The sequence below is a fragment of the Paenibacillus phoenicis genome (genome assembly GCF_034718895.1).
Lineage (GTDB): Bacteria > Bacillota > Bacilli > Paenibacillales > Paenibacillaceae > Fontibacillus > Fontibacillus phoenicis.
The window spans coordinates 2,838,655-2,863,687 of record NZ_JAYERP010000001.1 but is presented as its reverse complement, the minus strand read 5'-3'; the positions used below and the strand labels follow the sequence as shown (position 1 = coordinate 2,863,687).

25 protein-coding genes and 1 other annotated feature are annotated in these 25,033 nt (G+C 53.0%); of the genes, 16 read left to right on the top strand and 9 right to left on the bottom strand.

Features of this window, described 5'->3' with window-relative positions; all coding sequences use genetic code 11:
* The first annotated feature begins 28 nt into the window (after positions 1-28).
* From U9M73_RS13605 to U9M73_RS13570, 8 genes are all read left to right on the top strand, one after another.
* Entirely contained in the window at positions 29-1,480 is a 1,452-nt protein-coding gene (locus U9M73_RS13605) for an ABC transporter substrate-binding protein (RefSeq protein WP_323077710.1), read from the top strand.
* Positions 1,481-1,835: 355 nt separating this feature from the next.
* Entirely contained in the window at positions 1,836-3,002 is a 1,167-nt protein-coding gene (locus tag U9M73_RS13600) for a substrate-binding domain-containing protein (protein ID WP_260070569.1), read from the top strand.
* A gap of 69 nt (positions 3,003-3,071) precedes the next feature.
* Positions 3,072-4,571 (top strand): sugar ABC transporter ATP-binding protein, encoded by a 1,500-nt coding sequence (locus U9M73_RS13595; protein ID WP_323077708.1) that lies wholly within the window; start codon positions 3,072-3,074, stop codon positions 4,569-4,571.
* Positions 4,552-5,535, top strand: coding sequence for an ABC transporter permease (locus U9M73_RS13590; protein ID WP_323077706.1), 984 nt, complete (start codon positions 4,552-4,554; stop codon positions 5,533-5,535). The genes U9M73_RS13595 and U9M73_RS13590 overlap by 20 nt, the downstream gene beginning before the upstream one ends.
* 25 nt (positions 5,536-5,560) lie before the next feature.
* Positions 5,561-6,730 (top strand): Gfo/Idh/MocA family protein, encoded by a 1,170-nt coding sequence (locus U9M73_RS13585; protein ID WP_323077704.1) that lies wholly within the window; start codon positions 5,561-5,563, stop codon positions 6,728-6,730.
* A gap of 25 nt (positions 6,731-6,755) precedes the next feature.
* Complete coding sequence (locus tag U9M73_RS13580; RefSeq protein ID WP_323077702.1) at positions 6,756-7,793, top strand: zinc-dependent alcohol dehydrogenase family protein; 1,038 nt, start codon at positions 6,756-6,758, stop codon at positions 7,791-7,793.
* Between the two features lie 45 nt (positions 7,794-7,838).
* The gene (locus U9M73_RS13575) at positions 7,839-8,684 is read left to right on the top strand and encodes a sugar phosphate isomerase/epimerase family protein (RefSeq protein ID WP_260070564.1); all 846 of its coding nucleotides are present in this window, start codon (positions 7,839-7,841) and stop codon (positions 8,682-8,684) included.
* A gap of 32 nt (positions 8,685-8,716) precedes the next feature.
* Positions 8,717-9,685: a sugar phosphate isomerase/epimerase family protein gene (locus U9M73_RS13570; RefSeq protein ID WP_323077700.1), complete on the top strand. Its 969-nt coding sequence runs from the start codon at positions 8,717-8,719 to the stop codon at positions 9,683-9,685.
* Here the strand turns inward: U9M73_RS13570 and U9M73_RS13565 are convergent.
* A complete protein-coding gene (locus U9M73_RS13565; RefSeq protein WP_323077697.1) occupies positions 9,651-10,055 on the bottom strand; it encodes a hypothetical protein in 405 nt (134 codons plus the stop codon). The two genes, U9M73_RS13570 and U9M73_RS13565, sit on opposite strands and share 35 nt — an antisense overlap.
* A gap of 217 nt (positions 10,056-10,272) precedes the next feature.
* Here U9M73_RS13565 and yunB point away from each other — a divergent pair, with 217 nt between their 5' ends.
* Complete coding sequence (gene yunB / locus U9M73_RS13560) at positions 10,273-11,163, top strand: sporulation protein YunB (protein WP_009224730.1); 891 nt, start codon at positions 10,273-10,275, stop codon at positions 11,161-11,163.
* Between the two features lie 11 nt (positions 11,164-11,174).
* On the opposite strand, the gene U9M73_RS13555 is transcribed toward yunB, so the two are convergent.
* Entirely contained in the window at positions 11,175-12,227 is a 1,053-nt protein-coding gene (locus tag U9M73_RS13555; protein WP_009224731.1) for a M23 family metallopeptidase, read from the bottom strand.
* Between the two features lie 165 nt (positions 12,228-12,392).
* On the opposite strand from U9M73_RS13555, the gene lipA reads away from it, so the two are divergent.
* Both lipA and U9M73_RS13545 read left to right on the top strand, forming a co-directional pair.
* Entirely contained in the window at positions 12,393-13,289 is an 897-nt protein-coding gene (gene lipA, locus U9M73_RS13550) for a lipoyl synthase (protein ID WP_323077694.1), read from the top strand.
* Between the two features lie 20 nt (positions 13,290-13,309).
* Positions 13,310-13,672 (top strand): YutD family protein, encoded by a 363-nt coding sequence (locus U9M73_RS13545; protein WP_009224733.1) that lies wholly within the window; start codon positions 13,310-13,312, stop codon positions 13,670-13,672.
* 30 nt (positions 13,673-13,702) lie between these two features.
* Here the strand turns inward: U9M73_RS13545 and U9M73_RS13540 are convergent, their stop codons facing one another.
* From U9M73_RS13540 to ylbJ, 3 genes are all read right to left on the bottom strand, one after another.
* Positions 13,703-15,196: a S41 family peptidase gene (locus U9M73_RS13540; RefSeq protein WP_050769737.1), complete on the bottom strand. Its 1,494-nt coding sequence runs from the start codon at positions 15,194-15,196 to the stop codon at positions 13,703-13,705.
* 57 nt (positions 15,197-15,253) lie between these two features.
* Positions 15,254-16,057, bottom strand: coding sequence for an NAD kinase (locus U9M73_RS13535; RefSeq protein ID WP_036645006.1), 804 nt, complete (start codon positions 16,055-16,057; stop codon positions 15,254-15,256).
* Between the two features lie 111 nt (positions 16,058-16,168).
* Complete coding sequence (ylbJ, locus tag U9M73_RS13530) at positions 16,169-17,392, bottom strand: sporulation integral membrane protein YlbJ (protein ID WP_260070559.1); 1,224 nt, start codon at positions 17,390-17,392, stop codon at positions 16,169-16,171.
* Between the two features lie 398 nt (positions 17,393-17,790).
* Between ylbJ and U9M73_RS13525 the strand changes: the two genes are divergently transcribed.
* Entirely contained in the window at positions 17,791-18,168 is a 378-nt protein-coding gene (locus tag U9M73_RS13525; RefSeq protein WP_009224737.1) for a globin domain-containing protein, read from the top strand.
* 54 nt (positions 18,169-18,222) lie between these two features.
* Positions 18,223-18,921, top strand: a complete 699-nt coding sequence (locus U9M73_RS13520) for a DUF2225 domain-containing protein (RefSeq protein WP_260070558.1) — start codon at positions 18,223-18,225, stop codon at positions 18,919-18,921.
* Positions 18,922-19,026: 105 nt separating this feature from the next.
* Here the strand turns inward: U9M73_RS13520 and U9M73_RS13515 are convergent, their stop codons facing one another.
* Together U9M73_RS13515 and U9M73_RS13510 are read right to left on the bottom strand one after the other, a co-directional pair.
* Positions 19,027-19,257, bottom strand: a complete 231-nt coding sequence (locus U9M73_RS13515) for a hypothetical protein (protein WP_009224739.1) — start codon at positions 19,255-19,257, stop codon at positions 19,027-19,029.
* Positions 19,254-19,457, bottom strand: a complete 204-nt coding sequence (locus U9M73_RS13510) for a YycC family protein (protein ID WP_036644968.1) — start codon at positions 19,455-19,457, stop codon at positions 19,254-19,256. The genes U9M73_RS13515 and U9M73_RS13510 overlap by 4 nt, the downstream gene beginning before the upstream one ends.
* Before the next feature lie 110 nt (positions 19,458-19,567).
* Here U9M73_RS13510 and U9M73_RS13505 point away from each other — a divergent pair, with 110 nt between their 5' ends.
* Positions 19,568-21,370, top strand: coding sequence for a M3 family oligoendopeptidase (locus U9M73_RS13505; protein WP_323077685.1), 1,803 nt, complete (start codon positions 19,568-19,570; stop codon positions 21,368-21,370).
* 208 nt (positions 21,371-21,578) lie between these two features.
* Positions 21,579-21,995: a hypothetical protein gene (locus U9M73_RS13500; protein WP_009224742.1), complete on the top strand. Its 417-nt coding sequence runs from the start codon at positions 21,579-21,581 to the stop codon at positions 21,993-21,995.
* A gap of 79 nt (positions 21,996-22,074) precedes the next feature.
* On the opposite strand, the gene U9M73_RS13495 is transcribed toward U9M73_RS13500, so the two are convergent.
* On the bottom strand, positions 22,075-22,302 hold the full coding sequence (locus U9M73_RS13495; RefSeq protein ID WP_009224743.1) for an alpha/beta-type small acid-soluble spore protein: 228 nt from the start codon (positions 22,300-22,302) through the stop codon (positions 22,075-22,077).
* Positions 22,303-22,466: 164 nt separating this feature from the next.
* A complete protein-coding gene (locus U9M73_RS13490) occupies positions 22,467-23,456 on the bottom strand; it encodes an aldose 1-epimerase (protein WP_323077683.1) in 990 nt (329 codons plus the stop codon).
* Positions 23,457-23,577: 121 nt separating this feature from the next.
* Positions 23,578-23,852 (top strand) — a binding site (T-box leader).
* Positions 23,853-23,932: 80 nt separating this feature from the next.
* On the opposite strand from U9M73_RS13490, the gene trpS reads away from it, so the two are divergent.
* Positions 23,933-24,916, top strand: a complete 984-nt coding sequence (gene trpS, locus U9M73_RS13485) for a tryptophan--tRNA ligase (protein ID WP_009224745.1) — start codon at positions 23,933-23,935, stop codon at positions 24,914-24,916.
* Positions 24,917-25,033 lie beyond the last annotated feature (117 nt).

Here is a 25,033-nt window from a genome sequence, read left to right as displayed (position 1 = left end):
AACATACAGCATGTAAGGGGGGAAAAGTATGAACAAAAACAACGTGCTACTCCTGAAGATCGTTTTTGCGCTGCTGGCCTTCGCGGCCGGCACCGGCTGCTTGGACCGCATGATCGAGCCAGCGAAGCCGGACGAGAAGGAGAGCCGGGCGCAGCAGCAGGTGCTTCGCGTGCTGTACTCAAACCATGAAGCCGGGCCGGAAGCCGTTATCGACGCCATGGAGACGTATTCCCGGCAGACCGGCATCCGCATCGAAGTGGAGGCGCTCCCCTACAACAATCTTCAGGAAAAGGTGTTCTCGGAGCTTGCGCAGGGGAAGGGAACCTATGATCTGATCGCAGTCGATACCCCATGGATGCCCAAAGTGATTGAGCATCTGGAGCCGCTAAGCTCCTATATCAAGCAGTCGAATCATCCGGATTCGATCAAGCTAGACGATTTTATCGCCAAAGTCTTCCTGGACACTTCCGTCTTTAGGCTGGACTCTCCCCAAGCGGAGCCTCCTTCGCTGGAGACGGTAAGTTTAGACGGGATTACGTCGGCTGGTTTTGAAATATGGAGCCTGCCGATTCAATCGAACGCGCTGACGGTCAGCTATCGCAAAGACCTGTTTGAATCGCCGCAGTATCGGGAAGAATTCCGGCGATTGTATGGCCGGGAGCTTGAGATTCCCCGCACCTTCGACGAATATGCCCAACTCGCCAAGTTTTTTACCCGGGATACGGATGGCGACGGCAAGACGGACTTGTACGGAACGACGTTGATGGGAAGCCGACACGAAGCGAATTTCGTGGATTTCAAATCCTTCCTCAACTCCTTTGGCGGCCGTTTGTTTGACGATGATTTTGAGCCGGCTTTTCAGAGCAAGGAAGGGGTAGAGGCGCTGCAAACTTACGGGAGCTGGATTAACGAGTACAAGATTACGCCGCCGGACGTCTTAACCTATACGTGGGACGAAGTCTCCGTCGTGTTCGAATTCGGAAAAGCGGCGATGGGGATGAACTATCACAACATGAGGCTGAATCCGAAGGTCGGCGGAGAAGTGGGGTACTTTATGTTTCCGGGAACGATGGAAAGCGGCGCTTTGATCCGAGGCCCCCATTTCGGTTCTTGGGGGCTGGCGATCAACCGTTACTCCCGGCAGAAGGAGGACGCTTATGCGCTGGCGGAATATTTGACGAGTCCTCAGTCCCAGATGGGGTATTTGAAGTTTAACCACCATGTGACCCGAAAATCGGCTTATGAACAAGCTCAGCATATCACCGATCCGTCCCTCCGCGAGTATTACCGCGTACTTGGAGATTCGTTAAGAGTCGGCGTAGGCCGGCCGCGCATCACGAATTACGAACAAGTATCGGATGCGGTGCAGTCCGCTGTCCATGAATACCTCACCGGCGAAAAAACGGCGCAAGATGCGCTTTCCGATGCGGCGGCGGAGGTGAGAGGGCTGATGCGGCAGGCCGGATACCATAAAAGTTAAGATGAACCTCCAACAAACACATCCAACCTAGAGCGAACATCCGCTCATCCCGGAGCGCCGTTTCTTAAAGGCCGCGCCGGGATTTTTTTAAGATATCAGAAAGTATAAACTTCGGGGGATCGGCATCCTGATATCGCAAGAAAAACTTCCGCTAAACGCGGTCTGGCTACATTGAATGTACGTCGATAGACGTTTTTCTTATGCCCGGAGCCGGGCGTGTTGTAAGCGCTAAAAACATCCCCCCACATAGCTAAATTCGTCTTCTATTTCAAGCCGATCCGGCGCTCTATACTGTGGGTATCAAGCAGCCGGGGGACAGCTTGAAAGCGATCACAAAATACCAGGGGGGAACAAAATGAAAAAAGTATGGATGGGAACTTGCCTGGCGCTTGCGCTTAGTCTTGCGATTGCAGGCTGCGGCAAGCAAAACGCCGCAACCAACACCGGAGCCGGGCAGGAGAATCCGAATTACAGCGCCACTTCGGGGCCGCTTACGATCAACCCGAATATTCCCGACCTCGAGGTGCTCGATAAAGGTCCGGGCGGCGTGCAGGCCGTATCGGCCAAGTCGCTGAAGCTTACCGAGGAGGAGCTTCAGAAGATCAAGGAAGGGAAATACAAAGCGGCGATTGTCATGCACTACTCCGGTACGGACTATATGTCCGCCGCTGTGAACGCCATGAAGAATACGTTCAAACAAATGGGCATCGAAGTCATAGCCGTAACGGATGCGCAGTTCAAGGCGGAGAAGCAGGTGAACGATATCGAAACCGTGCTCGCCAAGAAGCCGGATGTGATGATTTCCGTGCCGGTCGATTCGGTATCGACCGCGGGCGCTTACAAGAAAGCCGTTCAGCAAGGCGTCAAGCTGGTATTTATGGATGGGGCGGCTGACGGGCTTGTCGCAGGCAAGGATTATATCAGCATCGTGTCGGGCGACAACTACGGCAACGGCGTCCTGGCGGCTGACATTATGGCCGAAAAGCTTGGCGGGAAAGGCAAAGTCGGCATCGTGTACCATGACGTGAACTTCTTTGTGACGAAGAACCGTTCGGATGCTTTTGAAGCGACGATAAAAGAAAAATACCCGAATATTGAAATCGTCACCAAAGGCGGTATTACAGATCCCAATAAAGGGCAGGAGGTTGCCGCCGGAATGCTAACGAAGTATCCCGATATCGACGGCATCTTTGCTCCCTGGGACGTGCCGGCAGAAGGCGTGATGGCCGCGGCCCGCACGGCGGGGCGAAATGATCTGGTGGTGACGACAGTCGATCTGGGAACCAACGTCGCGATCTCGATTGCTTCGGACGGCATTGTGAAAGGGCTTGGCGCGCAGCTTCCATATGACCAGGGGGTAGCGCAGGCGATCCTGGCAGGCTATGCCCTGTTGGGCAAGGAGGCGCCCGCTTACGTGGCTTCTCCGGCGATCAAAGTCACCAAAGAGAATGTGCTTGAGAGCTGGAAGCTGATCTACGGCGTAGACGCTCCCGACAGCGTGAAGAACGCCGCGGCAAAGTAACCAAATTTGCGGAAGCGGGGACGGCCTGCAAACCGTTCCCTTGCTTCCTGGTAAAGAAGGTGAGACATCATGGACCGTAACGTACTCGAAATGAAAGGCATCAGCAAAGCGTTTAACGGCGTCAAGGTTCTGCAAAACGTTGACTTTTCCTTAAAAAAGGGCGAAGTACACGCCTTGATGGGCGGGAATGGAGCCGGAAAATCCACGCTGATGAAAATACTGACCGGAGTTTACAACGCCGATCAGGGAGAGATTTATATCGATGGCGAGCCGGTAAGCATCAAAAGTTTCGAGGACGCGCAAAAGAATAAAATTTCGATGATTTTTCAAGAGTTCAGCTTAATTCCCACGTTAACCGTGTCCCAGAATATTTTTCTCGGCAGGGAAGCCAAAACGGCGGCAGGTCTGCTTGACGATAAGGAGAACGAGCGCAAGACGGAGCGGCTTCTCCATGAACTCGGCGTAAACATCAAGCCTACGGAACTGGTGCAAAATCTGGGCGTCGGCTATTGGCAGATGACCGAAATCGCCAAAGCGCTGTCGCAAGAAGCCAAAATATTGATCATGGATGAACCGACCTCTTCGCTGACCAAGAGCGAAACGGAAATTTTGTTCTCTTTTATCAGACGTCTGAAAGAAAAAGATTATTCCATCATCTATATTTCCCACCGGATGGATGAAATTTTTCAAATCTGCGACCGCGTCACCGTGATGAGAGACGGAAAGAAGGTTACGACGGAAGTGATCGCCGAGACGGATATGGATACGGTGATCCAGCATATCGTGGGCATGGAGTTCAACAAAGCGTTTGAGTGGAAAGAGCGGAGCTATTCGACCGATTTGGCGCCGGTGCTGGAAGTGAAGAAGCTGACCTCGGGAACGAAGGTTAAGGATGTCAGCCTGCGCGTCTACCCGGGAGAAATTGTCGGCATAGCCGGGTTAATGGGAAGCGGAAGAACGGAGCTATTGCGGGCGATCTTCGGAATCGCGCCCATCGAAAGCGGCGAAATTTTGATCGAAGGGAAGCCAAAGAAGATCGGCAGCGTGCGCGACGCGATCGAAGCCGGGCTGGCGATGATCCCGGAGGACCGGCGGATGCAGGGACTGGTGCTTCAGCACAGCGTAAAGGAGAACATGATCCTGCCGATTTTGTCCAAGCTGAAGAAAGGATTGCTACTGGACGACAGAAAATCGAACCAAATCAGCGAGCGCTTTGTGCGGAAGCTGAATATTAAGACGGATGGCATTTTTAAGCAGGTGAATCTTCTGTCCGGAGGCAATCAGCAAAAAATCGTCTTGGCCAAATGGCTGGCTAACGAACCGACGGTGCTGCTGCTGGACGAGCCGACCATCGGCGTGGATATCGGAGCGAAGACGGAAATCATTGATATCGTGCGGGAAATGGCCGACAGCGGCAAGGGAATTGTTGTTGTTTCTTCGGAACTCCCCGAACTTCTGGCGCTTAGCGATCGGGTGATCGTGCTGCATGAAGGACGCGTCAAAAGAGAACTTGACCGCAGAGACATTCAATCAGAGGAGGAGCTGCAATATGCAATCCAGGGATTCTAACGTGCAGACGGCCAAAACGGCGCTTAGCCTCAAAAAATTCGATTGGCGGGATTATATCGTTTATTTGGCGTTTGTAGGCGTGTTCGTTTATTTTTCCGTCATGCTGTTTGACGACGGATTCCTTACGGTCGGCAATCTGCTCAATATCGTAAGGCAGACGACGACCATTACGCTGATGGCGCTTGCCATGACCTTCGTCATTAGCACGGGGGAAATCGACCTGTCGGTCGGCTCCATCACCGCCCTATCTTCGCTGGTCGGCGCGCTTGCGCTGCAAGCCGGATTCGGGCTTTTTGGCGGCTTGATCGCCGGGGTAGGCACGGGCCTTATCATCGGCCTCATTAACGGGCTTCTGGTGACCAAGGTGGCGATCCCCTCCTTCCTCGTCACCTTAGGGACGATGGGGGCGGTCAAAGGGATGGCGATGTGGATTACGGGAACGGCTCCGGTATCCATTGTCCATGAACAGTTCAACTTTATTTTCGGATCGGGGGATATCGGTCCTGTGCCGATTCTGCTGATTTGGACTTTAGTCTTCACGGTGATCGCCCATATTCTGCTTCGCAAAACCTCCTTTGGCCGGCAAGTGCTGGCGACCGGCGGGAACGAGAGCGCGGCGCGTTTCTCCGGCGTCAAGACGATGAAAGTGAAGCTTTGGGTGTTCTTGGGCACGGGCTTTATGGCCGGATTGGCCGGGCTCTTGTATGCGGGGCGCATGAACGCCGGACGATTTTCCTTCGGCGAAGGAGACGAGCTGTCGGTTATTGCCGCGGTCATTCTGGGCGGCACTAGCCTGTTCGGAGGAGTGGGCACGATCATTGGCACGGTTGTCGGCTCGCTCATGATCGGAACGATTAACAACGGGCTGATCATTATGGGACTGGACGTCAGCCAGCAAATGATCATTAAGGGATTGATTATTATTCTGGCGGTAGCTTTCGGCAAAAAAGCGATGAAGAAATAAGAACCGAATTGGGGAGGACGGAGAGATGAACAAGACGATCAACGTTGGCATTATCGGGAGCGGATTTATCGGACCGGCCCATATCGAAGCGATCCGCAGGCTGGGATTCGTTCAGGTCGTCGCCATCGCCGAGCAAAATGAGGAAAAAGCCCGGGCTGTCGCCGAGAAGCTGAATATTCCTAAGGCTTACGGGGATTACAAGGAACTGCTTACCGATCCGGACATCGACGCGGTTCACAACTGTACGCCCAACCATCTGCATTTTGAAATCAACAAAGCGATCATGGAAGCGGGCAAACATGTACTGTCGGAAAAGCCGCTGGCCATGGATGCCAAGGAAAGCGCGGAGCTGGTTAGGCTGGCGAGAGAAAAAGGGGTTGTCCATGGAGTCAACTTTAACTACAGACAGTACCCTATGATGAAACAGGTTGCGGAAATGGTTCGACGTGGCGATCTCGGCAGTGTCTACCTTGTTCACGGCGGCTACCAGCAGGATTGGCTCCTGTACGACACGGATTTCAACTGGCGGCTGGCTAAGGAGGTGGGCGGAAAATCCCGCGCTGTGGCGGATATCGGCTCCCACTGGTGCGATACGGTGCAGTATGTGACCGGGAAGCGGATTAAGGAAGTGTTCGCCGACCTTTGGACCGTACATCCGGTGCGCAAAAAACCGAAGGTAGCCCAAGTCACGTACAGCGGCCAGGCGCCGGACGGCGATGGCTATGACCCGGTGGAGGTCAGCACGGAGGATTATGCGTCGGTGTTGATTCATTTTGAAGACGGCACTAAAGGGGTGTTTACCGTTTCGCAAGTAAGCGCAGGCCGCAAGAACCGGCTCAGCTTCGAGCTAAGCGGAAGCGAAAAATCCGTGTTCTGGGACCAGGAAGAGCCTGCCCGGCTGTGGATCGGGCATAGGGACCAGCCGAATCAGACGCTGATGGCGGACCCGGGGCTGTTCTATGAAGGAGCGAGGGACGCGGTTCATTATCCCGGAGGACATACCGAAGGCTGGCCGGATTCGATCAAAAATATGATGCTTCGCTATTACACCTTTATCCGGGAGGGGAAAGATCTGCTTAAGGAAAGGGCGGATTTTGCCACCTTTGAAGAGGGGCACTTATCGATGTGTATTACGGATGCGATTCTGCAAAGCCATGAGCAAAAACGATGGGTTCAGGTTCAGCATCTGCTCTAATAAAAAAAATTGGGAGGGACCAGACATGAGTACGACGATGAAAGCGGTCAGTTTTCCGGGGAACAAAGCGGTGGAGATCAGGGAGGTGCCGATTCCGGCTCCGGGCCCGAGAGAAGTGCTGATCCAAATGAAGGCGTCGGCGATTTGCCGCAGCGACATGAGCTTGTATTACGGGAACAAAGGCGTCGTCGGGCAAGGCAATACCGGAGCCGTGTATCCGGGCCATGAGCCGGCCGGAAAAATCGTACAGACAGGTGAGGGCGTTGAGCGCTTCAAGCCCGGCGACCGGGTAGCGGTCTATCTGGCGGTCGGCTGCGGCGAATGCCAGTTCTGCAAGAGCGGCTATAAAATGTTCTGTAAAGAATGGAAGTGCATCGGGTTTGACCGGCATGGCGGGGACGCCGACTACATCGCTGTACCGGAGGACAACTGCATGAGAATTCCGGACGGCATGAGCTATGTTACGGCCGCGGTGTCCACGGATGCCGTAGGCACCCTGTACCATGCCCAGAAAAGACTGGCCGTCAGCGGCCGCGACACCATTGTGATCTTTGGCCTCGGTCCGATGGGCGGCGCTGGCGTCATGGTGGCTAAAGGGCTGGGAGCGACGGTGATTGCCGTGGATATGCTGGACGAGCGCCTGGAGATCGCCAAAGAGCTCGGCGCGGACTATACGATTAACGCCAAGGAAAATGTATTGGAGCGTCTGTTGGAGATCACGGGCGGACGCGGCATCGACGCAGGCATCGACTGCTCCGGCAATCCGGTTGCGCAAAATACGATTCTGGACAGCCTTCGCCCGCACGGCCGAGCCGCCTTTATTGGAGAGGGCAAAGAAGTAACGATCAAGCCGAGCGAGCAATTGATCCGTAAACAGATAACGGTGATGGGCTCCTGGTATTTCCCGATTTTCGAATATGACGAGATCGCTAAGTTTATTCAGGATAAGCGTCTGCCGGTGGAAAAGCTGGTATCGCACACCTTCAAGATCGAGGAGGCGGAAACGGCGTTCCGGATGTTCGATGAGAGAAAAACGGAAAAAGCCGTGTTCGTCTGGGAATAAAGAAGCCGGATACCCCAATTTATTCCATATAAGGAGAGATCGAATATGAAAGGCATCTCATTCAACACTTGGACGTACAGCGGGTTCCCGGTATGGGTTCCTTCTTACCCGCTGGAAGAGGCGATCCGCAGAATCGCTTCCTTCGGTTATGACGGCATTGAAATCGGCTGCGCCAGCCCGCATGCCTGGCCTGAGACGGTGACGAAGGAACGCCGCGCCGACATTCTGAAGCTTCTCAAAGCGGAGAATCTGAAGGTATCGTCGATGCTGCCCGCTCCGGGGGGCGGGCCCGGCAACAATCCAAGCTCGCCGATCGCGGAGGAGCGCCGGTACACGATCAATCATTACAAGGATGTGCTTCGTTTAGCCCATGATTGGGAATGTCCTACCGTCATGTACATTGCCGGTTGGGTCGTGTACGGCACGCCGCAGTCGGACGCCTGGAATTACAGCCTGGAGGGGCTCGTCGAAATCGGCAACTATGCGAAGGAGCTCGGCATTACGATCGTTGTCGAACCGACGCCGGCGGACAGCAATCTAATCGAAACCGCCGACGATGCGCTGCTGCTAAGCGAACAGTCGGGCCTGTCCAACGTCAAAGTCATGTTCGACACCTTCCATGCCCTGTACCGCAACGAAGTGGCAAGCGATTATGTGTACCGGATGGCGGACAAGCTGCATCATGTGCATCTGGCGGACAGCGACCGCCTGCCTCCGGGACAAGGACGCTGCGACTTTACGGAAGTCTTCAAAGCGCTCAAAGCGATCAATTACGACGGTTACCTTTCCATGGAAGTCGGGTTCCATACGCGGCAGGCGGAGCCGGACTGGTATGCGAAAACTTCCATCGAATATGTGAGAGCGAAATTGAAGGAACTGGATTGGGAGTAGTTATGTAGCTGGAATAAAGGAGGATGAGCGGGATGAAGTTAGGCGTGTTTACCGTTATATTTCAAGATTTGCCGTTCGAGGATATGCTCGACCGGGTGAAGAGCTACGGTATTGAAGCGGTTGAAATCGGTACAGGAGGATATCCGGGCAGCGCTCACTTGAATGCCGATCTGCTATTGACCGACGAGCGCAAGAGAGATCGGTTTTTGGCCGCGATTCAAGAGAGAGGGCTGACGATCTCGGCGCTTAGTTGCCACGGCAACCCGCTCCATCCGAATAAGGAGCTCGCCCGGGAGTACCACGAAGCTTGGAGGAAAACGGTTCTGCTCGCTTCCAAGCTGGGAGTGGACACGGTGGTCGGATTTTCAGGATGTCCGGGCGATTCGCCGGATGCCAAGCGGCCAAACTGGGTCACCTGCGCGTGGCCGCCTGAATATTTGGAAACGTTGGAATGGCAGTGGCAGAAGGTTGCCATCCCCTATTGGAAAGATGAAGAGCGGTTTGCCAGAAGCCACAGCGTAAAAATCGCTCTGGAAATGCATCCCGGATTCCTGGTGTACAATCCGGAAACTTGCCTTAAATTGCGCGAGCATACCGGCCCCAACCTCGGAGCGAACCTCGACCCGAGCCATTTGTTATGGCAGGGCATCGATGTTGCGGAAGCGATTCGGATTCTGGCGGAGCAGGACGCCTTATTTTATGTTCATGCGAAGGATACGAACCTGTCTTCGAGGAATGTGGCCCGTAACGGCGTGCTGGACACCAAACCTTATACCGATTGGCTGAACCGTTCCTGGACTTTCCGCAGCGTAGGCTGGGGTCATGACGCGTCGGTCTGGAAAGAAATCGTCAGCACGCTAAGAATGGCAGGCTACGATAACGTCATCAGCATCGAGCATGAAGACGGATTGGCTTCGGTGCATGAGGGACTCTCCAAAGCGGTGGGATTTTTAAAAGAATGCATGCTCACCGAACCTCCTGTTGATGCTTGGTGGGCTTAAAGGCGTGATTACCGGCGCTTTCAGGGCAGTTTAATTTCACGCAGAGCGCTTTTTGGTTTAATTGCAAATCTTTCATGTATGTATCGATTTTTGCCGCCAGATGATTGATGATGATTCGCTCGGCTTCCTCAATATGTCCCTCCCTGCAAAACACGGAAGCTATCAACCTGCCGTCGCAGTAATGCTTCGTTTCCAGCACGGCGGTGTTGAGCTTCTCTTTATACAGTCTTTTTACGGGGCCGGTTGCCGCTTTGATTTCATAATAACGGTTTGTTTCGATCAGCAGTTTCCATGGCGTGACCTTGAATTCCAATTGATCTTTGTGCAAATTGCCGACGACCTGATACAAAAACTTTTTGGAGCTGTTCATGCTGAAAATCCCCTTGCAAGACGGTTTATATTTTGTATAATTATGCGATTTGTAGCAATGATTAAGTATAATTTACCAACAAACGATTCTAATGAACTATAAAACAAAAAAGCTTGAAAAACAAGGGCAAAGCGCCAAGCAATCCGCTTCGTCCTTCTTTTTTTTCCTGTCCGGCATAATTTGTATAGTAGTGTTACCGCTGCAGGGGGGATGAAACATGCGGATACGACGACGACGCGGATGGCGAAGCCGAACAAGGCGGCCGAAGCATAGACGGACGATTTGGATCGTTCTTGTGATCATCACGGTGATCGGCTTGGTGCAATTTGTGCAGTATGTCGAACGCCGGATGACAGGGCCGATCATTCATCTGGCGCAAATTCGAGTGAAACAAATCGCTACGGAATCCATTAACGACGCCATCACCGCGCAGGTGGCGAATCAACAACAGGTCGAAGAATTGATCGATTGGAAGATGGGCGATAACGGGAAAATTACCGGGTTTATGCTCAACTACTCGGCCCATATGAAGGTGACGTCTGAAACGATTCAAACGGTGCGGCATACGCTGGTGGAAGTCGCCCGATTATCGGAATCCATCCCGCTGGGGCAAGCTCTCGGCAGTCCGATCCTGGCTTCCTTTGGTCCCAGCATCCCGATCAAAATCGAGCCCAAAGGGGATGTGAAGGTTGACCTGAATACCCGGCAACAGGATGCCGGGATTAATATGATTCTTGTCGAAGTGTACCTACGGGTAAAAACGGAGCTGGCCGTAGTCGTCCCGTTTGACATGGAGTCGCAGACGGTCGAAACGGAAATCCCGGTGTCCTACCTGCTTGTGGTCGGAGATGTGCCGATGTACTACTATGACAGTAAGGGCAACCCGGTTGGTGAAGGCCAGGCAAATGCACCCAACATTGCGCTTCCGGTGCTGCCCGGTGACAAGGATACGACCGAGCCGCTAACAAAGGATAAAGCGGTTTTGCCGGATGGAACTGGAGGAACAGGGGATTCCAATTCCGCTGGGAATACAGAGGCCGGGAACAAGGGATCAAGCTCGGAGGAGTCGGAAAGCTCAGAGACATCCGATGCGGGGGGACATGAATAAAAGGGCGCCGATTATTTGGTCGCCCTTTTATTTTTTTTGGAACGTTCGGCTTGCTCCCATTTCTTCAGCAGAGGGTAAGGATCAAATGCCCATTCCGTGCTTCCCGTATCCCGATAGATTCCGTAATGCAGATGCGGCGGGAATTTTCCCGACGTTCCTGGCGGGCCATATCCGCTGCTACCGACCCAGCCGATCGTTTGCCCGGGTTCGACGAAATGACCGACCTCGATTCCTTTCTCATAACCTTGCAGATGCGCATAATAGTGGTATCGGTTTTGGATATCCCGGATACCGATGCGCCAGCCCCCGTAGGGGTTCCAACCTTTTGTTTCCACAATCCCGTAGCAGACGCTGCGTACCGTGACGCCCATCGGGGCAAAAATATCCGTTCCCTCATGGATTCGGAGGCCGCCCCAGCCGCGCCGATCTCCCCAGGTATCGCGATAGGTATAGGAACTGCGCAGCGGAAGCGGAAAGGCGCTGTCCGTTAAGTCCAGCTTGCCCCAGTGCTTGTACATTTTCGCGAATTGGCGAATCCGTTCGACGGCAGCATCATTTTGATAATAACGCCATAAGGCGATGCGGAAATCCTCATCTTGATAGCCAAAGCTGGTTAAGTAAGAAGCCAAGGTGTACAAGGCGTCTCGATCGTTCTTCGGATCGGCCGCGCCATCTGCGGTGGCGTCTTTCCCGACGCCGCCAAACAGTTCGATGGTGGCTGGATTCCGGTCCTCGGGATCGGGATTCAGCGGCCCAGTCCAGAACGCTTCCTTGAAGCGAAATCCGGTTACGCGCTGCTCTTGCTGTTGTTCCTTACGCGGCGTGATGGTGCGTTCATATTGATCCACAGCCGAAAGCCAATACCAGGGAACATTCGTCAACAACTCCATTTCTTCGTACAAGGTGCGTCGTTGCTGATATACGCTGACTACCGCCTTCTCTGCTGTTCCTGGAGCGTTCGCCTCTGCAGCGCCTATGCCGGATATCGGCCAAAATGAGGTAATCAGCATCACGCAGGCGATGCACCAGAGCGCTTTGCCGCGGGCAAACCGTTGAGACTTCAAGGCAAGTATTCCTCCTTCGCCTTTATTTTGCACGCGATTCGTGACCCTCTTAGATTGAGGCAAACGCTGTTTTTTTATTCCATATGCGAAGTAGGTTTTTCCAGCGGTTTCATGATATAATAAATGGCGCTACAGCTTATATCACAAGAAGGAAGGTCTTGCGCTTTGGCTAAACAAATCCAGGAACCGAAACCGGATTGGATTCGTATCAAATTGACGACAGGTGACAACTATCAAGACATCAAGCAGATGATGCGCTCCAAAACTTTGCATACCGTTTGCGAAGAAGCGCGTTGTCCGAATATATATGAGTGCTGGGCCAACCGGACGGCAACGTTTATGATTTTAGGCGATATCTGTACGCGGGCATGCCGCTTCTGTGCGGTAAATACCGGGATGCCAACTGAGCTCGATTTGCAGGAGCCGCAGCGCGTGGCTGAAGCAGCGGAGCAGATGAATTTGCGACACTGCGTTGTGACCAGCGTAGCCCGGGACGATTTGAAGGACGGCGGGGCAAGCATTTTTGCCGGGACGATTAAGGCGATCCGGGAACGCTTGCCGTTCTGCAGCGTAGAAGTGCTTATTCCAGATTTTCAGGGGGATGAGGAAGCGCTGCGGATCGTGATGGATGCGAAGCCGGATATTCTGAACCACAACATCGAAACGGTGGAACGGTTATCTGACCGCGTTCGCGCGAAGGCGAAATACCGCCGCTCCTTGGAGCTGCTCCGGCGGGCGAAGGAGATGCGGCCGGAGATTCCAACGAAGTCCAGCATTATGCTGGGTGTCGGGGAAGAGTGGGACGAGATTTTGCAGGCGATGGACGATCTGCGGGCCGTGGACTGCGATATTTTGACGATCGGGCAATATTTGCAGCCTACTCCGCAGCACCTGCGCGTAGAGAAGTATTATAAGCCTGAACAGTTTGCAGAGCTGAAGGAAGAAGGCATGAAGCGCGGCTTCAGCCACGTGGAATCCGGCCCGCTCGTGCGCAGCTCGTATCACGCGCATGAACAGGTCCAATCGGCCAAGAAACAAGCCAGCGTACCCGTTTTGCCGTAAACCGAAAGGAGGATGGAGCTTTGATTCAAATTGGCGGCAGAACCTACGAATTGATTCGGAATTATCGGGATGCGTGGGATCCTGAAGCGTTTAAGCAGCGTTACAGCGAAGTGCTTGACCGCTATGATTACATTATTGGGGATTGGGGTTACGAGAAGCTCCGCCTCAAGGGTTTTCTGCGGGACAACCATCCCAAGGCCAATCGGGATACCGCGTATTCCGGCATCACGGATTATATTAACGAATACTGCAATTTCGGCTGTGCTTATTTCGTTCTTCAGAAGGTGCGGGACAACCATAAGGACAAGGACGCAGCGAAGGACAAAGATGCCGGAAACGGTAAAGACGTTCAAGTACAGGAAACAGAAACGGCCCCCGAATAATCGGGAGGCCGTTTCTGTTGTTTTATGTTATTACTTCATAGATAAGTTCAGTATACCTTGTTTATAGCTCCATGTCAGCTTCGGATATTTCTTCTGGAACTCGTGCAGCTCGAGATAAGCTTCACCATCTACAACTTTGATCGTTTTGGCGGCCAAGGTAAATCCGGTTTGCTTCCCAAGCGAATCGGTGATGGTTAACTTCCCGTTCTTCGAATTCCACACCGGCGTTCCTTGAATCAGCGACGATAATAAGCGGGAAGGGGCGTAAATGAGTTTGCCGTCCTGAATCACATCGATATATCCCGGGAAAGCCGCTCCGTTAATGTTCAGCGAGGCAGGTCCGCCGGATACGCTGATATGCCGTACCCCGGCTGCATACATCCCGGTAATCAACTGCGCTGCTGCATTGTTCTTCACCTCAACGTCCGGCTTCAGCCCCACATGGTTGAAATCCAGCTTATTTGGCGTCAAGTAGGCTTGGACTGTCAGCTTCAATGAGCTGCCGTTGGACAGCGGGAATACGTTCTGAATGCGCGCCTTCCCGTAAGTTTGATCCCCCACAACCTTGGCGATTCCGTTGTCGCGCAGCGCCCCCGTCAAGATTTCCGATGCGCTGGCGGTCAGACCGTTGGTCAGCACCACGACCGGCATCCCGATGTCTTGGCCACCCGTGATTTCAACGGGCTGCAGCTCTCCGCTTTGGCCGGAGGTGTACATCAGGATCCCCTCCTTCATGAACTGCTTGGCGATGTTGGCCGCCGATTCGACGTAACCGCCAAGATTGTCACGCAGGTCCAGTACGAGAGCGCCAATCCCTTCCTTGCGCAGGGCTGCTAATTTTTGCGCAAATTCCTCATCCGCTGTATCGGAGAAGGAGGTCACGGCGATGTAGCCGACCTTGCTGGAAGGAATGACCTTGCCGGTGACGGAAGGCAATGAGAAATGCGCTCTTGTGATCGGAAATACTAGAGCCTGTCCGTTACGGTTGATCGTAATGGTGACTTGGGTATTTTCCTCCCCTTGAATCCGTGCGACATCCTCGCTGCTGGTTACCGGCTTCGCATCCACCTTGGTGATGATATCGCCTGCCAGAAGGCCGGCTTTGGAGGCTGGAGAATTGGGCAACACGTCGGTGATGTACAGCTTGTTGTTATAGAAGCGAAGCGTAACTCCGATGCCAACGAACTCCTGATTTACGCTATTCTCGAAGCTCTCCAGTTCATCCTTGGAATAGTAATCGCTATAGGGATCGTCCAGCGTATAAACCATGCCGCGTATCGCATTATCGAGAAACTCCTGACGCTCAACGCCTTCAATGTTGTAGGCTTCCAGGTAGTTCAGCACTTCCTGAAGTGTCTGAAGGTCTGTGGAGGTTTCTGACGTTCCCAGCTGAATGATCGTTCCAGCTGCGGTGGTACCGGCAGCGCCTGCCGTCCCGGCCGCTCCAACCGTCTGGGGCAAGCCCAGCAAGGCGAGGGACAACATCGGGATGAATGCATACTTGCGGAATGAGCTTAAGATCATATTCAGTTCTTCCTTTACAATATTTTCGATATCCAAAGAGCTTGTCAGACCTGCCGATTAGTCCAGGAACGCATTGCGGACCCGGTTCCAAAACGGAAACGGCCGATAACGGACAAAGCTGATCTTCTGATCCGACACCTGGCAGCGTACGGACACTAGATCGTCCATCGGCAGGTTGACGTGGTCAATGGTCAGCAATAAGCGCTGTTCCTTGCGCGAATAAATGTCGCAATGATGATGCTTGGGCAGCACCAACGGAGAGCCTAGCGTCCGGAACACCCGATTGTTGATCGAAGCGATCTCTGTGATCTGCAGCGCTTCAATCGTCGGATGGATCATCGCTCCCCCCAAGCTCTTGTTATAGGCAGTACTGCCAGAGGGGGTGGATACGCAAATGCCGTCGCCGCGGAACATTTCGAACATTTGGTCATTGATGTCCACTTGGGCAACCACAGTGCCATCGACGCCCTTCAGCGTAAATTCGTTTAAGCAAATGTGGGAAGAGCTGCCCGACCTCTTCTGAATCTCCAGATCGATTAAGGGGTAACGGACGATGCGCGGCCTGAGCAAGCCGGGATCTGCATGACCGCTCATCATTTCCACCAGCTCAGGAATTTCGTCGGCTTTCCAGTCGGCGTAAAAGCCCAGATGGCCCGTGTGAATTCCTACAAATGCGATGGAAGGAATCTGATCGATAAACGTATGGAAGGCATGAAGCATTGTGCCGTCTCCGCCGATGGAGACAACGATGTCCGGGGATTTCGCATCCAGCTCAAGCCCATGCTGCGCAGCAAGCTTATGAAAGGTTTGGCTTAATTCCACAGACAGCTGATCGCCGCGGTCAAGTACAAAGTATCTCAAGTTGACAAGCTCCTTTGAAAAAGGCTGTTCAAAAACGAACATTATTTTGAACATGCGCTTGAATATCCTTTTGTAAAGATCATAATCAATTCGTCCGCAGAACACAACGTTTCATTTTCGGTGCCGCTGGCGGCGAATGATTTCGGCCAGGAATGACAAAATAAGTAGGATGGCCAGGGTCACCAGGAAGAAACGGGACGCTCCCGGAACAGCCCCCCAACCGTAAAGCACTTCTTGGCCTCCAAACTCAGGAGGATGAATCGCCCACGCCGGCGCGGCCCCCATCAGGGGGTTCCAGAGAAGCAGCAACAGCCCGGCGGAAATCACGGCATGAAGGAGCCTAGCGATTAGAAAAGGAAAATAACGCAGGTCAGCTCCATTTAAGATGCTGGCCACTTGGGCATGAACCGATAAGCCCCCCCAAGAGAGAATGAAAGCTGCTGCTGCGGCTTTGAACTGCAAAGGGATTCCCTCCGGCGCCGCGGATGCTTTAGCGCCCAAGGTGACTTCAAACAAGCCGCCCATGAGGGGCTCGGCTAACTGGCTGGGCAGACCCAGCAGCGGCAGCAGCTGTTGGAACCCGGTATATAGGAAGCCCATGAAGCCCGAAGCGGTGAGCACCTCCAGGATCACGGAAAAAAATACGACCAGGCCGCCTACTACGGTCATCAGCTGCAGGGAGGAGGCAACTGCCTGCCGCAGCAGCTCTCCGAGGCTGCGTCCGTCCTGAACCCGGGCTTCATGCATGGCCTTAAGCGCCAGCTTCAGGCTGAAGCGCCCGGATTCATCGCCTTCACCGGGATCTGCCGGCAAGTTTCGGTCCGGACGGTAGAAGCGCATGACCAGGCCGATCAGCAGGGCCCCTCCATAATGGGTCAAAGCGAGCGCCCCGGCCAGCTTCGGATTGCCAAAGAAGCCGACAGAGACCGCCCCGATGAGAAAGATGGGGTCGGATGACGTCGTGAACGAGACAAGTCGTTCTCCCTCTACACGGGAAACGAGCCGTTGCTCGCGCAGCTTGGTCGCCAGCTTGGCGCTGACGGGGTAGCCGGAAGCAAACCCCATCGCCAGCACGAACCCGCCGCTGCCCGGGATCCGAAACAAGGGCTTCATCAGCGGGTCCAGCAGCTTGCCGAGAAAATGCACAATCCCAAAGCCTAGCAGCACTTCGGATATGACGAAGAACGGGAATAGGGACGGGAACAGCACGTCCCACCAGATGGCGAGGCCGCGAACCCCTGCCTGCCAGGAAGCTTCCGGGTAACAGGCCATCAGAACGGCCAGCATCAGCGCGGCAACGAGCAACAAAACAGCCGTTAAGCGTTGGAATTTCATGGGTACGCCTCCACATCAAATCATAGTGAAGTGTATGAAATGAATGGGACAAACAGCACAAAAAAATAAAGGAAGCGGTTTCAAAAAAGGGCTGATATTTTTGAGCTTCTATGCTAAAATGATGCTTAAGACCAATATAGAACTTTAGTACCAGCTATCATTTCATCAAACATGGTGCAGCAGCCAAATTTTGAGGATGGAGTGATGTTCATGAGCATTGTCGCAGGTATTCTTGTCTGTGCTTTTGTTTATGTCATTCGAGCCGCTCTCGTCCATCCCGGCGAAGAGGATTGGCGCAGCTACTGATAGATTGAAAGACCGCATTCGAGTAGAAGCTCCTTTGGTAGGAGCTTTTATTTTTTTTTGATATAATAAGGAAAAACGGAGGCGGTGAACAGATGAATCAAGGCTTGAGTCTATACGACAACCTCGGCGGAGAAGAGACGATTCGGCGGTTGGTGGAAGCCTTCTATCCGCGGGTTCAACGTGATCCGTTGTTAGGACCCTTATTCCCGGAAGACATTACTCCGGTCATGGAGAAGCAATTTATGTTCTTGTCGCAGTTTTTTGGAGGCCCGTCCCTCTACTCTGATGCCTTTGGTCATCCGATGATGCGTGCCCGGCATTTGCCGTTTCCGGTGACGACGGAACGCGCCGAGGCTTGGCTGGCCTGCATGAAAGCTGCGCTGGAGGAGATTGGAGTCGAGGAGCCGCTGCGAGGGATCGTGCTGGAGCGTCTGTCCGGCCCGGCTTTTCATTTCGTGAACACACCTTAGACCGATGAACTAATGTGCCGGGCAGGGCAGATTATTGAAAGGAAGTAGGACGTTTTGGAACTTGAACCGCTTTATCAGATCAAGGTCACTTGCATCCATTGCCAGAGTGAATTTTCGACCTCGCGTGTGCGTCCGAGCTTTAAACGGGCTGTACGTACGGATACGGATTTTTGCGGCTATTATCAGAAGGAGAATCCGGATTATTACGTCGTTCGGGTATGCCCGTCCTGCGGTTTTGCATCGACGGAAAATTCGGTATCCCGCTTGACCGACCGGCAAAGAGCCCTCTTCCAAGAGGCGATCGGCAGCCGGTTTAACCAGAAGGACTATGGCGGGCGCCGGGATTGGGAGACTGCGATGGAGACGTACAAGCTGGCGCTGATTTGCGCACAAACCATCGGCGAAACCGACCGGATTATTGCCAGCTTGCTGCATCATATTGCTTGGTTGTATCGATACAAGAACAACGTCGAACAGGAGAAGCGTTTTCTGGAGTATTCGCTGGAAGCCTACATCCGCGTTTACGAAAAAGAAGGCGTCGGCGGCAGCGATGCCCGCCTGATGTATTTGATCGGCGAGCTGAACCGGCGGATTGGCAAGTACAACGACGCAGTCAAATGGTTTGGGCGCGTCATTAATGACAAGCGGATCATGGATGCGGCGATGATTCGGGCATCCCGCGAGCAATGGGCGCTGCTGCGCGAAGAAATGATGAATGGCGGACATGAGCTGCCTGAGGAAATGCGCGGTTGACGGAACGGACAAGCAGACATCCAAGCGTAGACATGACGAAGGGCCGTATCCAGAGGAAACGGCCCTTTAGATCGCTAAAGGCGACCTGGTCACATTACGTTATTTCTACCGGACAACCTTATCGGTTAACAGGTAATCGTTGTCACAGTCAAGGACATGTAGCTTGTTCCCGCAGCAGGGGAAGACGAGCAGCTTCTTCTTCCCCTCGTGGATCGATTTCAACTCGCGGGGCTTCAGAGGCAGCAGCACGTTACGGCTGGAGCAAAATGGGCACTCATGGACATACACGTCCCCCATGACAACATCATAAGGCCACGTTTGGTTAAAGGGGATCATGAATGCTCCGGTTCGTGACCGGCTTGGCTGGCATCTCCGGCTTCCGCTTCTGCGGAAGGCTGGCCTGCTTCTTCTTTCGCCAGTTCTGCGATTTTTTGCATTAAAATGTGCTGCGGCATATGCATAAGGTGCTCGACCGGCACCTTGAGTTTTGCGGCTAATTTCACGGCGGTATCCGCCGATATTTGCAACGGTCTCATGGAAATCCCCCCTGTATTCAGACAAGCGTTATAATAGAGCATCCTCTACTAGCATACACTGTTATCCCATAAGGCATCAATTATAAACGATACGGAAAGGAAGCGAACTTATGTCAAGATTCGTAGGAACCCTTCAACCCACTTGGGACCTGGAAACGATTTTCCCGGGAGGCTCTGCCTCCAAAGCGCTGCGAGATCATCTGGATGCTCTGGAACGGGACATTGCCGCATACCAGGCGAAACTGCAAGAGCTGCAGGCCCCGTCTACTGTAGAAGAGACCAAGGCGTTGGACAGCCTGATTGTGGATCTGCAAGCAGCAGACAGCCGTCTGTCCGAAGCCGGCAGCTTTATCGGCTGTTTGACGGCGCAAGACCAGCACGACAAGAAAGCTCTCCAGCTTGACGCCAAAGTCACTTCGTTAAACGCTGCATTCAATAACGTGATGACTTTATTCTGGAACCTGCTCCGATTGACGAACGATGAGGTGTGGGAAGCTTGGATGCAGCGGGAGGAAATCGCGCCGATCTCCTTCTTGCTTCGCGAGAAACGGGAGCAAGCGCGGGAGAAGCTTGCGCCGGAGCTGGAAAATCTGGTTTCCGATCTGGCAGTAGACGGTTACCACGGCTGGGGTCAGCATTATGATACGATCGTTGCCAAAGTGGGAGTCCCCTTTGAAGAGGACAATGGTGAGGTCAAAATGCTATCCGTCGGCCAAGCGGCCAACAAGCTGGATGATCCGGACCGGAACGTGCGCGAGCGCGTGTTTCCAAAATGGGAGGAAGCCTGGACCAAAGCGGAGGACTATTGTGCTGATGCGCTGAACCGCTTGGCAGGGTTCCGGATCAAATTGTACGAGAAACGCGGATGGGACGATATCCTGAAGGAACCGCTGGCCCTTAACCGGATGTCCAAAGCCACGCTGGATGCGATGTGGCAAGTGATCGTCGAGAACAAGCCGAAATTCGTCGCTTATCTGGAGCGCAAAGCCAAGCTGCTTGGGGTGGAGAAATTAAGCTGGACCGACGTGGATTCCCCGCTGGGCCAAGCCGCCGGCAAAATTACGTACGAACAGGCGGCCGAAGACATCGTCCAGCAGTTTGGCAAATTTAGCCCGAAGCTGGCGGAGTTCGCCACCATGGCGTTTAACAAGCGCTGGATCGAGGCCGAGGACCGTCCTGGTAAACGGCCGGGGGGATTCTGTACCTCTCTGCCGCTGAGCAAGCAGACGCGGATCTTCATGACGTTTGGCGGGAACGTATCCAACGTATATACGTTGGCGCATGAGCTGGGGCACGCCTATCACCAGTACGTGATGGAGGAGCTGCCGAGATTTAGTCAGGATTACGCGATGAACGTCGCGGAGACCGCTTCGACCTTCGCGGAAATGATCCTGGCTGACGCCTTCGTCAAAAATGCGGCAGATGATCAGCAGAAAATTGTTCTGCTCGCCGATAAGGTGCAAAATTCGATCAGCTTCTTCATGAATATTCATGCCCGCTTCTTGTTTGAAACCCGGTTCTATGAGAAACGCCGGCAGGGATTTTTGGATGCCGCCGAGTTGTGTGAATTGATGGAAGAAGCACAGCGCGAAGCCTTCCAGGGGGCGCTGGGCAGCTATCACCCGCATTTCTGGGCATCCAAGCTGCATTTCTATATCACAGATGTGCCTTTCTATAATTTCCCTTACACCTTTGGGTACATGTTCAGCACCGGAATTTATGCGCAAGCGCTGCGTGAAGGCCCAAGCTTTGCGGCGAAATATGATGCGCTGTTGCAAGACACCGGCCGGATGACAGTGGAAGAGCTGGCTGCCAAGCATCTGGGCGTGGATTTAACGAAGCCGGATTTTTGGCGCGATGCGATGGCGGTATGTGTGGCCGACGTTGACGCTTTCTTGGAATTAACCCAATAACCAACTGTATCTGCTTCACAGGTTTAGGTCCTCGAAAGAGGGCCTTTTTTGTTGCAGAATTTTGTCGGAAGATAGAAGAAAATATTGGACGAACAAGACATAATTAGTCAATATATAGCATAATGTTGATGTAAAGGGAAATTTAACCTATAATGTGACATAAGACCTATACCATAGGTTGCATTCTTTGGGGGAAAGGTGGGAGAATATGCTGAAAGCCGAGCAACTATCGCTGGTTAGGCAGATCGACATGGTTTTTAAGGAACTGGAGGAGGAGCTGTCGGGATTAACTTCGGGTACCGTATTTCTGCAGATCCGGAATAATACCATCGGGAAGTTTGGCATCCGCCACAATCCGATTGCGGGTCGAAACGGGCAGCTTAGTGAAGAACCCTACGGACTAAATGCAGAACAGATCCACTCTTTTCGAAAAATGGCGATTGAAGCGCTGAAGTACAAGCGGTACTGGACGCATGGCGAGATCAGCTACGAATTTGCCCTGCGCCAAGGGGCCGTAGTCGTGGATGCAATCATGGAATCGAATTATAACATGGCCAATTTGCTGATCCAACGGTATCCGCAGAAGGAGAAAGGCGCTAGTACATACCGAAAGCTGTCTTCCTAAAGGGTTCAACATTCAAGGGAAACAGGCGATCTGCTAAGCAGACCGCCTGTTTCTATAGAGGGTAATGGGAGGATGCAAGTTACAGGTTCGAACGACCCGACAATTGCTGCTCCGCCATTTGAACCAAACGTTTCGTGATATAGCCCCCAAGAGAACCGGTTTCACGGGAAGTATAGTTCCCATAGTAACCGTCTTGCGGAATTTGTACGCCCAATTCCTGAGCTGCTTCAAATTTCAGTTGTTGCAGCGCAGCAGTTGCTTGAGGAACAATAAGGTTATTACGGCTTCCGCGGCTTTGACCTGCCATGTTTGTCACCTCCTTTGGCGTTTGTGATGTTAGTATGGTTCGTAGGGTGCAAAATATGCGGGGAGCTTCAAAGCTATGGCAGTGGTAATTATTTCTTCTCGCCGAGAAGATTTGTTATCACGAAAAAAACGCCTTCCAACGGAAGGCGGAAATTTTGAAAAAGGTTAAGCTTCGTTATCATTACCGGTATTCGGATAGATCATTTCTAGGGAAAGATTTAATTCCAACGTTTGTTGCGGCGTCAATTCGATCAGCCCGGTCTCACTGGCGGGAAGGTTCAAATTTGGAGCGTCCGGCAACCAAGTGTATGGTTCAATGCAGAAGAATTGATCCGCTTCCCCCTTGGAGTAGATCACCCAAAATTTAAAATACTCAGGATCCGCTGCGTAGCGCAGGCCATAGCCGTCGTCGCGCAGCATCAACGCTTCGACCGGCTTATCTCCGATTCGCAGCATCGTATCGCAATTCACGCCTTGCAGATTCATGCCCGAGTTTAACGCATCCCATATCCCTAGCGGAGCGGTCTTTCCGTTAGGAATGTTCTCCTCGTCCAATTCGTAAAGCTCCGTCACCGGCAACTTCACTTTCCAGCGCCCAGGCTCGCCGTCAATTCGAAACCAGGTATGCAACCCCAAACCGAAGGGGGCCGGGTTTTGACCCAGGTGCGTAATTTTGAAGGTTTGCGTTAATCTTGCCCCTTGCAGTCTGAGCGTCATTTCCAGCTTCAAGGGCTCAGGATATTGACGGATCCAATTTGGATCGTCAGAGGTTTTGAATTCCGTTGTGATGGTGCAGCCTTCGTCGTCTTCTTCGATATCGCTCACGCACCAGCTTTGCGTACGGTGCAGACCGTGGATGTGGTTGTCATTTGCCGTATTGCGATCAAATTGATATTCTTGCCCGGCATACGTGAATTTCCCTCTGCGAATGCGTCCGGGGGGAGTTAAGAGCGGGATGCCGAAATGATATGGCTTCTGCAGGTAGAAATCAAGTTCGTTCTCTTCTGGATGACGCAGCACATCGCGCTGCTGGACATTGTCCCATATACGAATGACGTTATTTCCTAGGCGAGGTAGCAGCGTGACTTCAAGCTCGCGGCTATGTAAGATGTACGTATCGTAACCGTTCCATTGCCCTTTGGTCACCTTTTTCATATCGTTGCTCCTTTTCCCACATAATCAGTTCCTTAAGCTAGACTAATCATAACACTTTTTGCGTAAGACGAAAAATAGATTTGACACCACCGCTGGTGTTATTTATGATGATAGGCATAACGAGAAAGCGTTGATGAGGGGAAGTAAGCGAAGTTTCCGTTCTGCAGAAAGCCGGTGGTTGATGCGAACCGGTGAAGGAGCTTGTGCCGAATGGGCCTCGGAGCGCCAGGTTGAACGCAAGAGGCGGCGAGCCTGTTGTCAGTAGGCCGGCCGGGTCATCCACGTTACGGATTGGAAAGGCTGATCTTGTTGAGGCATCGCGTCTAAGCTGACCGCGAACCCCAATGCTCCAACCATCAGCAAATAAGGGTGGCACCACGGTCTCACGTCCCTTGCGGGCGTGGGGCCTTTTTGCATTTTACCAAAACCGGGGTCTTACTCATGCAGCATTTGAATCAAAGGGAGGAATTTTCGTCATGAAGAGAGTATTATCTGGCATCCAGCCCAGCGGCAAACTGACACTAGGCAATTACATCGGGGCTATTAAGAACTTCGTGGAGCTGCAGCATGATCATGCCTGCAACTTTATGATCGTGGATTTGCACGCGATCACCGTTCCGCAGGAACCGGCAGCATTGACGGAGCAATCCGAAGCGGTTGCGGCGCTTTATCTCGCGGCCGGTATCGATCCGAATAAAGCAAATGTTTATCTGCAATCCCATGTGATGCAGCATGCCCAGCTCGGATGGCTGCTGACGACGCTCACCTCGATGGGCGAACTTGAACGAATGACCCAATTTAAAGACAAATCGGCCGGGAAGGAATCCGTTGGGGTTGGGCTGTTCGTCTATCCTGCTTTGATGGCGGCGGACATCTTGATTTATAACGCTGACCTGGTACCGGTTGGGGATGACCAGAAGCAGCATTTGGAATTAACCCGTGATTTAGCAGGACGGTTTAACCATCGGTTTGGCGAATACTTTACGCTGCCGGAGCCGTACATTCCTGAGGTTGGGGCACGCATCATGTCGCTGGATGATGCCTCCAAGAAAATGAGCAAAAGCAATCCGAACCCAGGCAGCTATATCGCTTTGCTGGACACGCCGGACGAAATCCGTAAGAAGATCAGCCGGGCAACGACCGATTCCGGACGCGAAGTGAGATTCGATCCGGCGACGAAACCGGAGATCAGCAACCTGATTACAATCTATAGCCAATGCTCGGGACTGACTATCGCAGAAGTGGAGCAGCGGTATGAAGGGCAAATGTATGGTCCGTTCAAAAAAGACTTGGCCGAAGTGGTCGTCAGTGTGCTGGAGCCGCTCCAACAGCGGTACCGTGAAATCCGCGAGTCGGGCGAGCTGCGCAGCATCTTGCGCCAAGGGGCGGAGCGCGCTTCCGAAATGGCTGAGAAAACGCTGCAGGATGTTCAGCGCCTGATGGGGTTTGTCGGAAAATAAACGATATTTTGAAAGAAAGCCGCCGGCTGCGCCCGGCGGCTAATTGTGTCACTAAATTGTCATAGTTAATGCGCGATATTCCATCGATTGTCAAACATTTCAGGGTTTTGATATGAT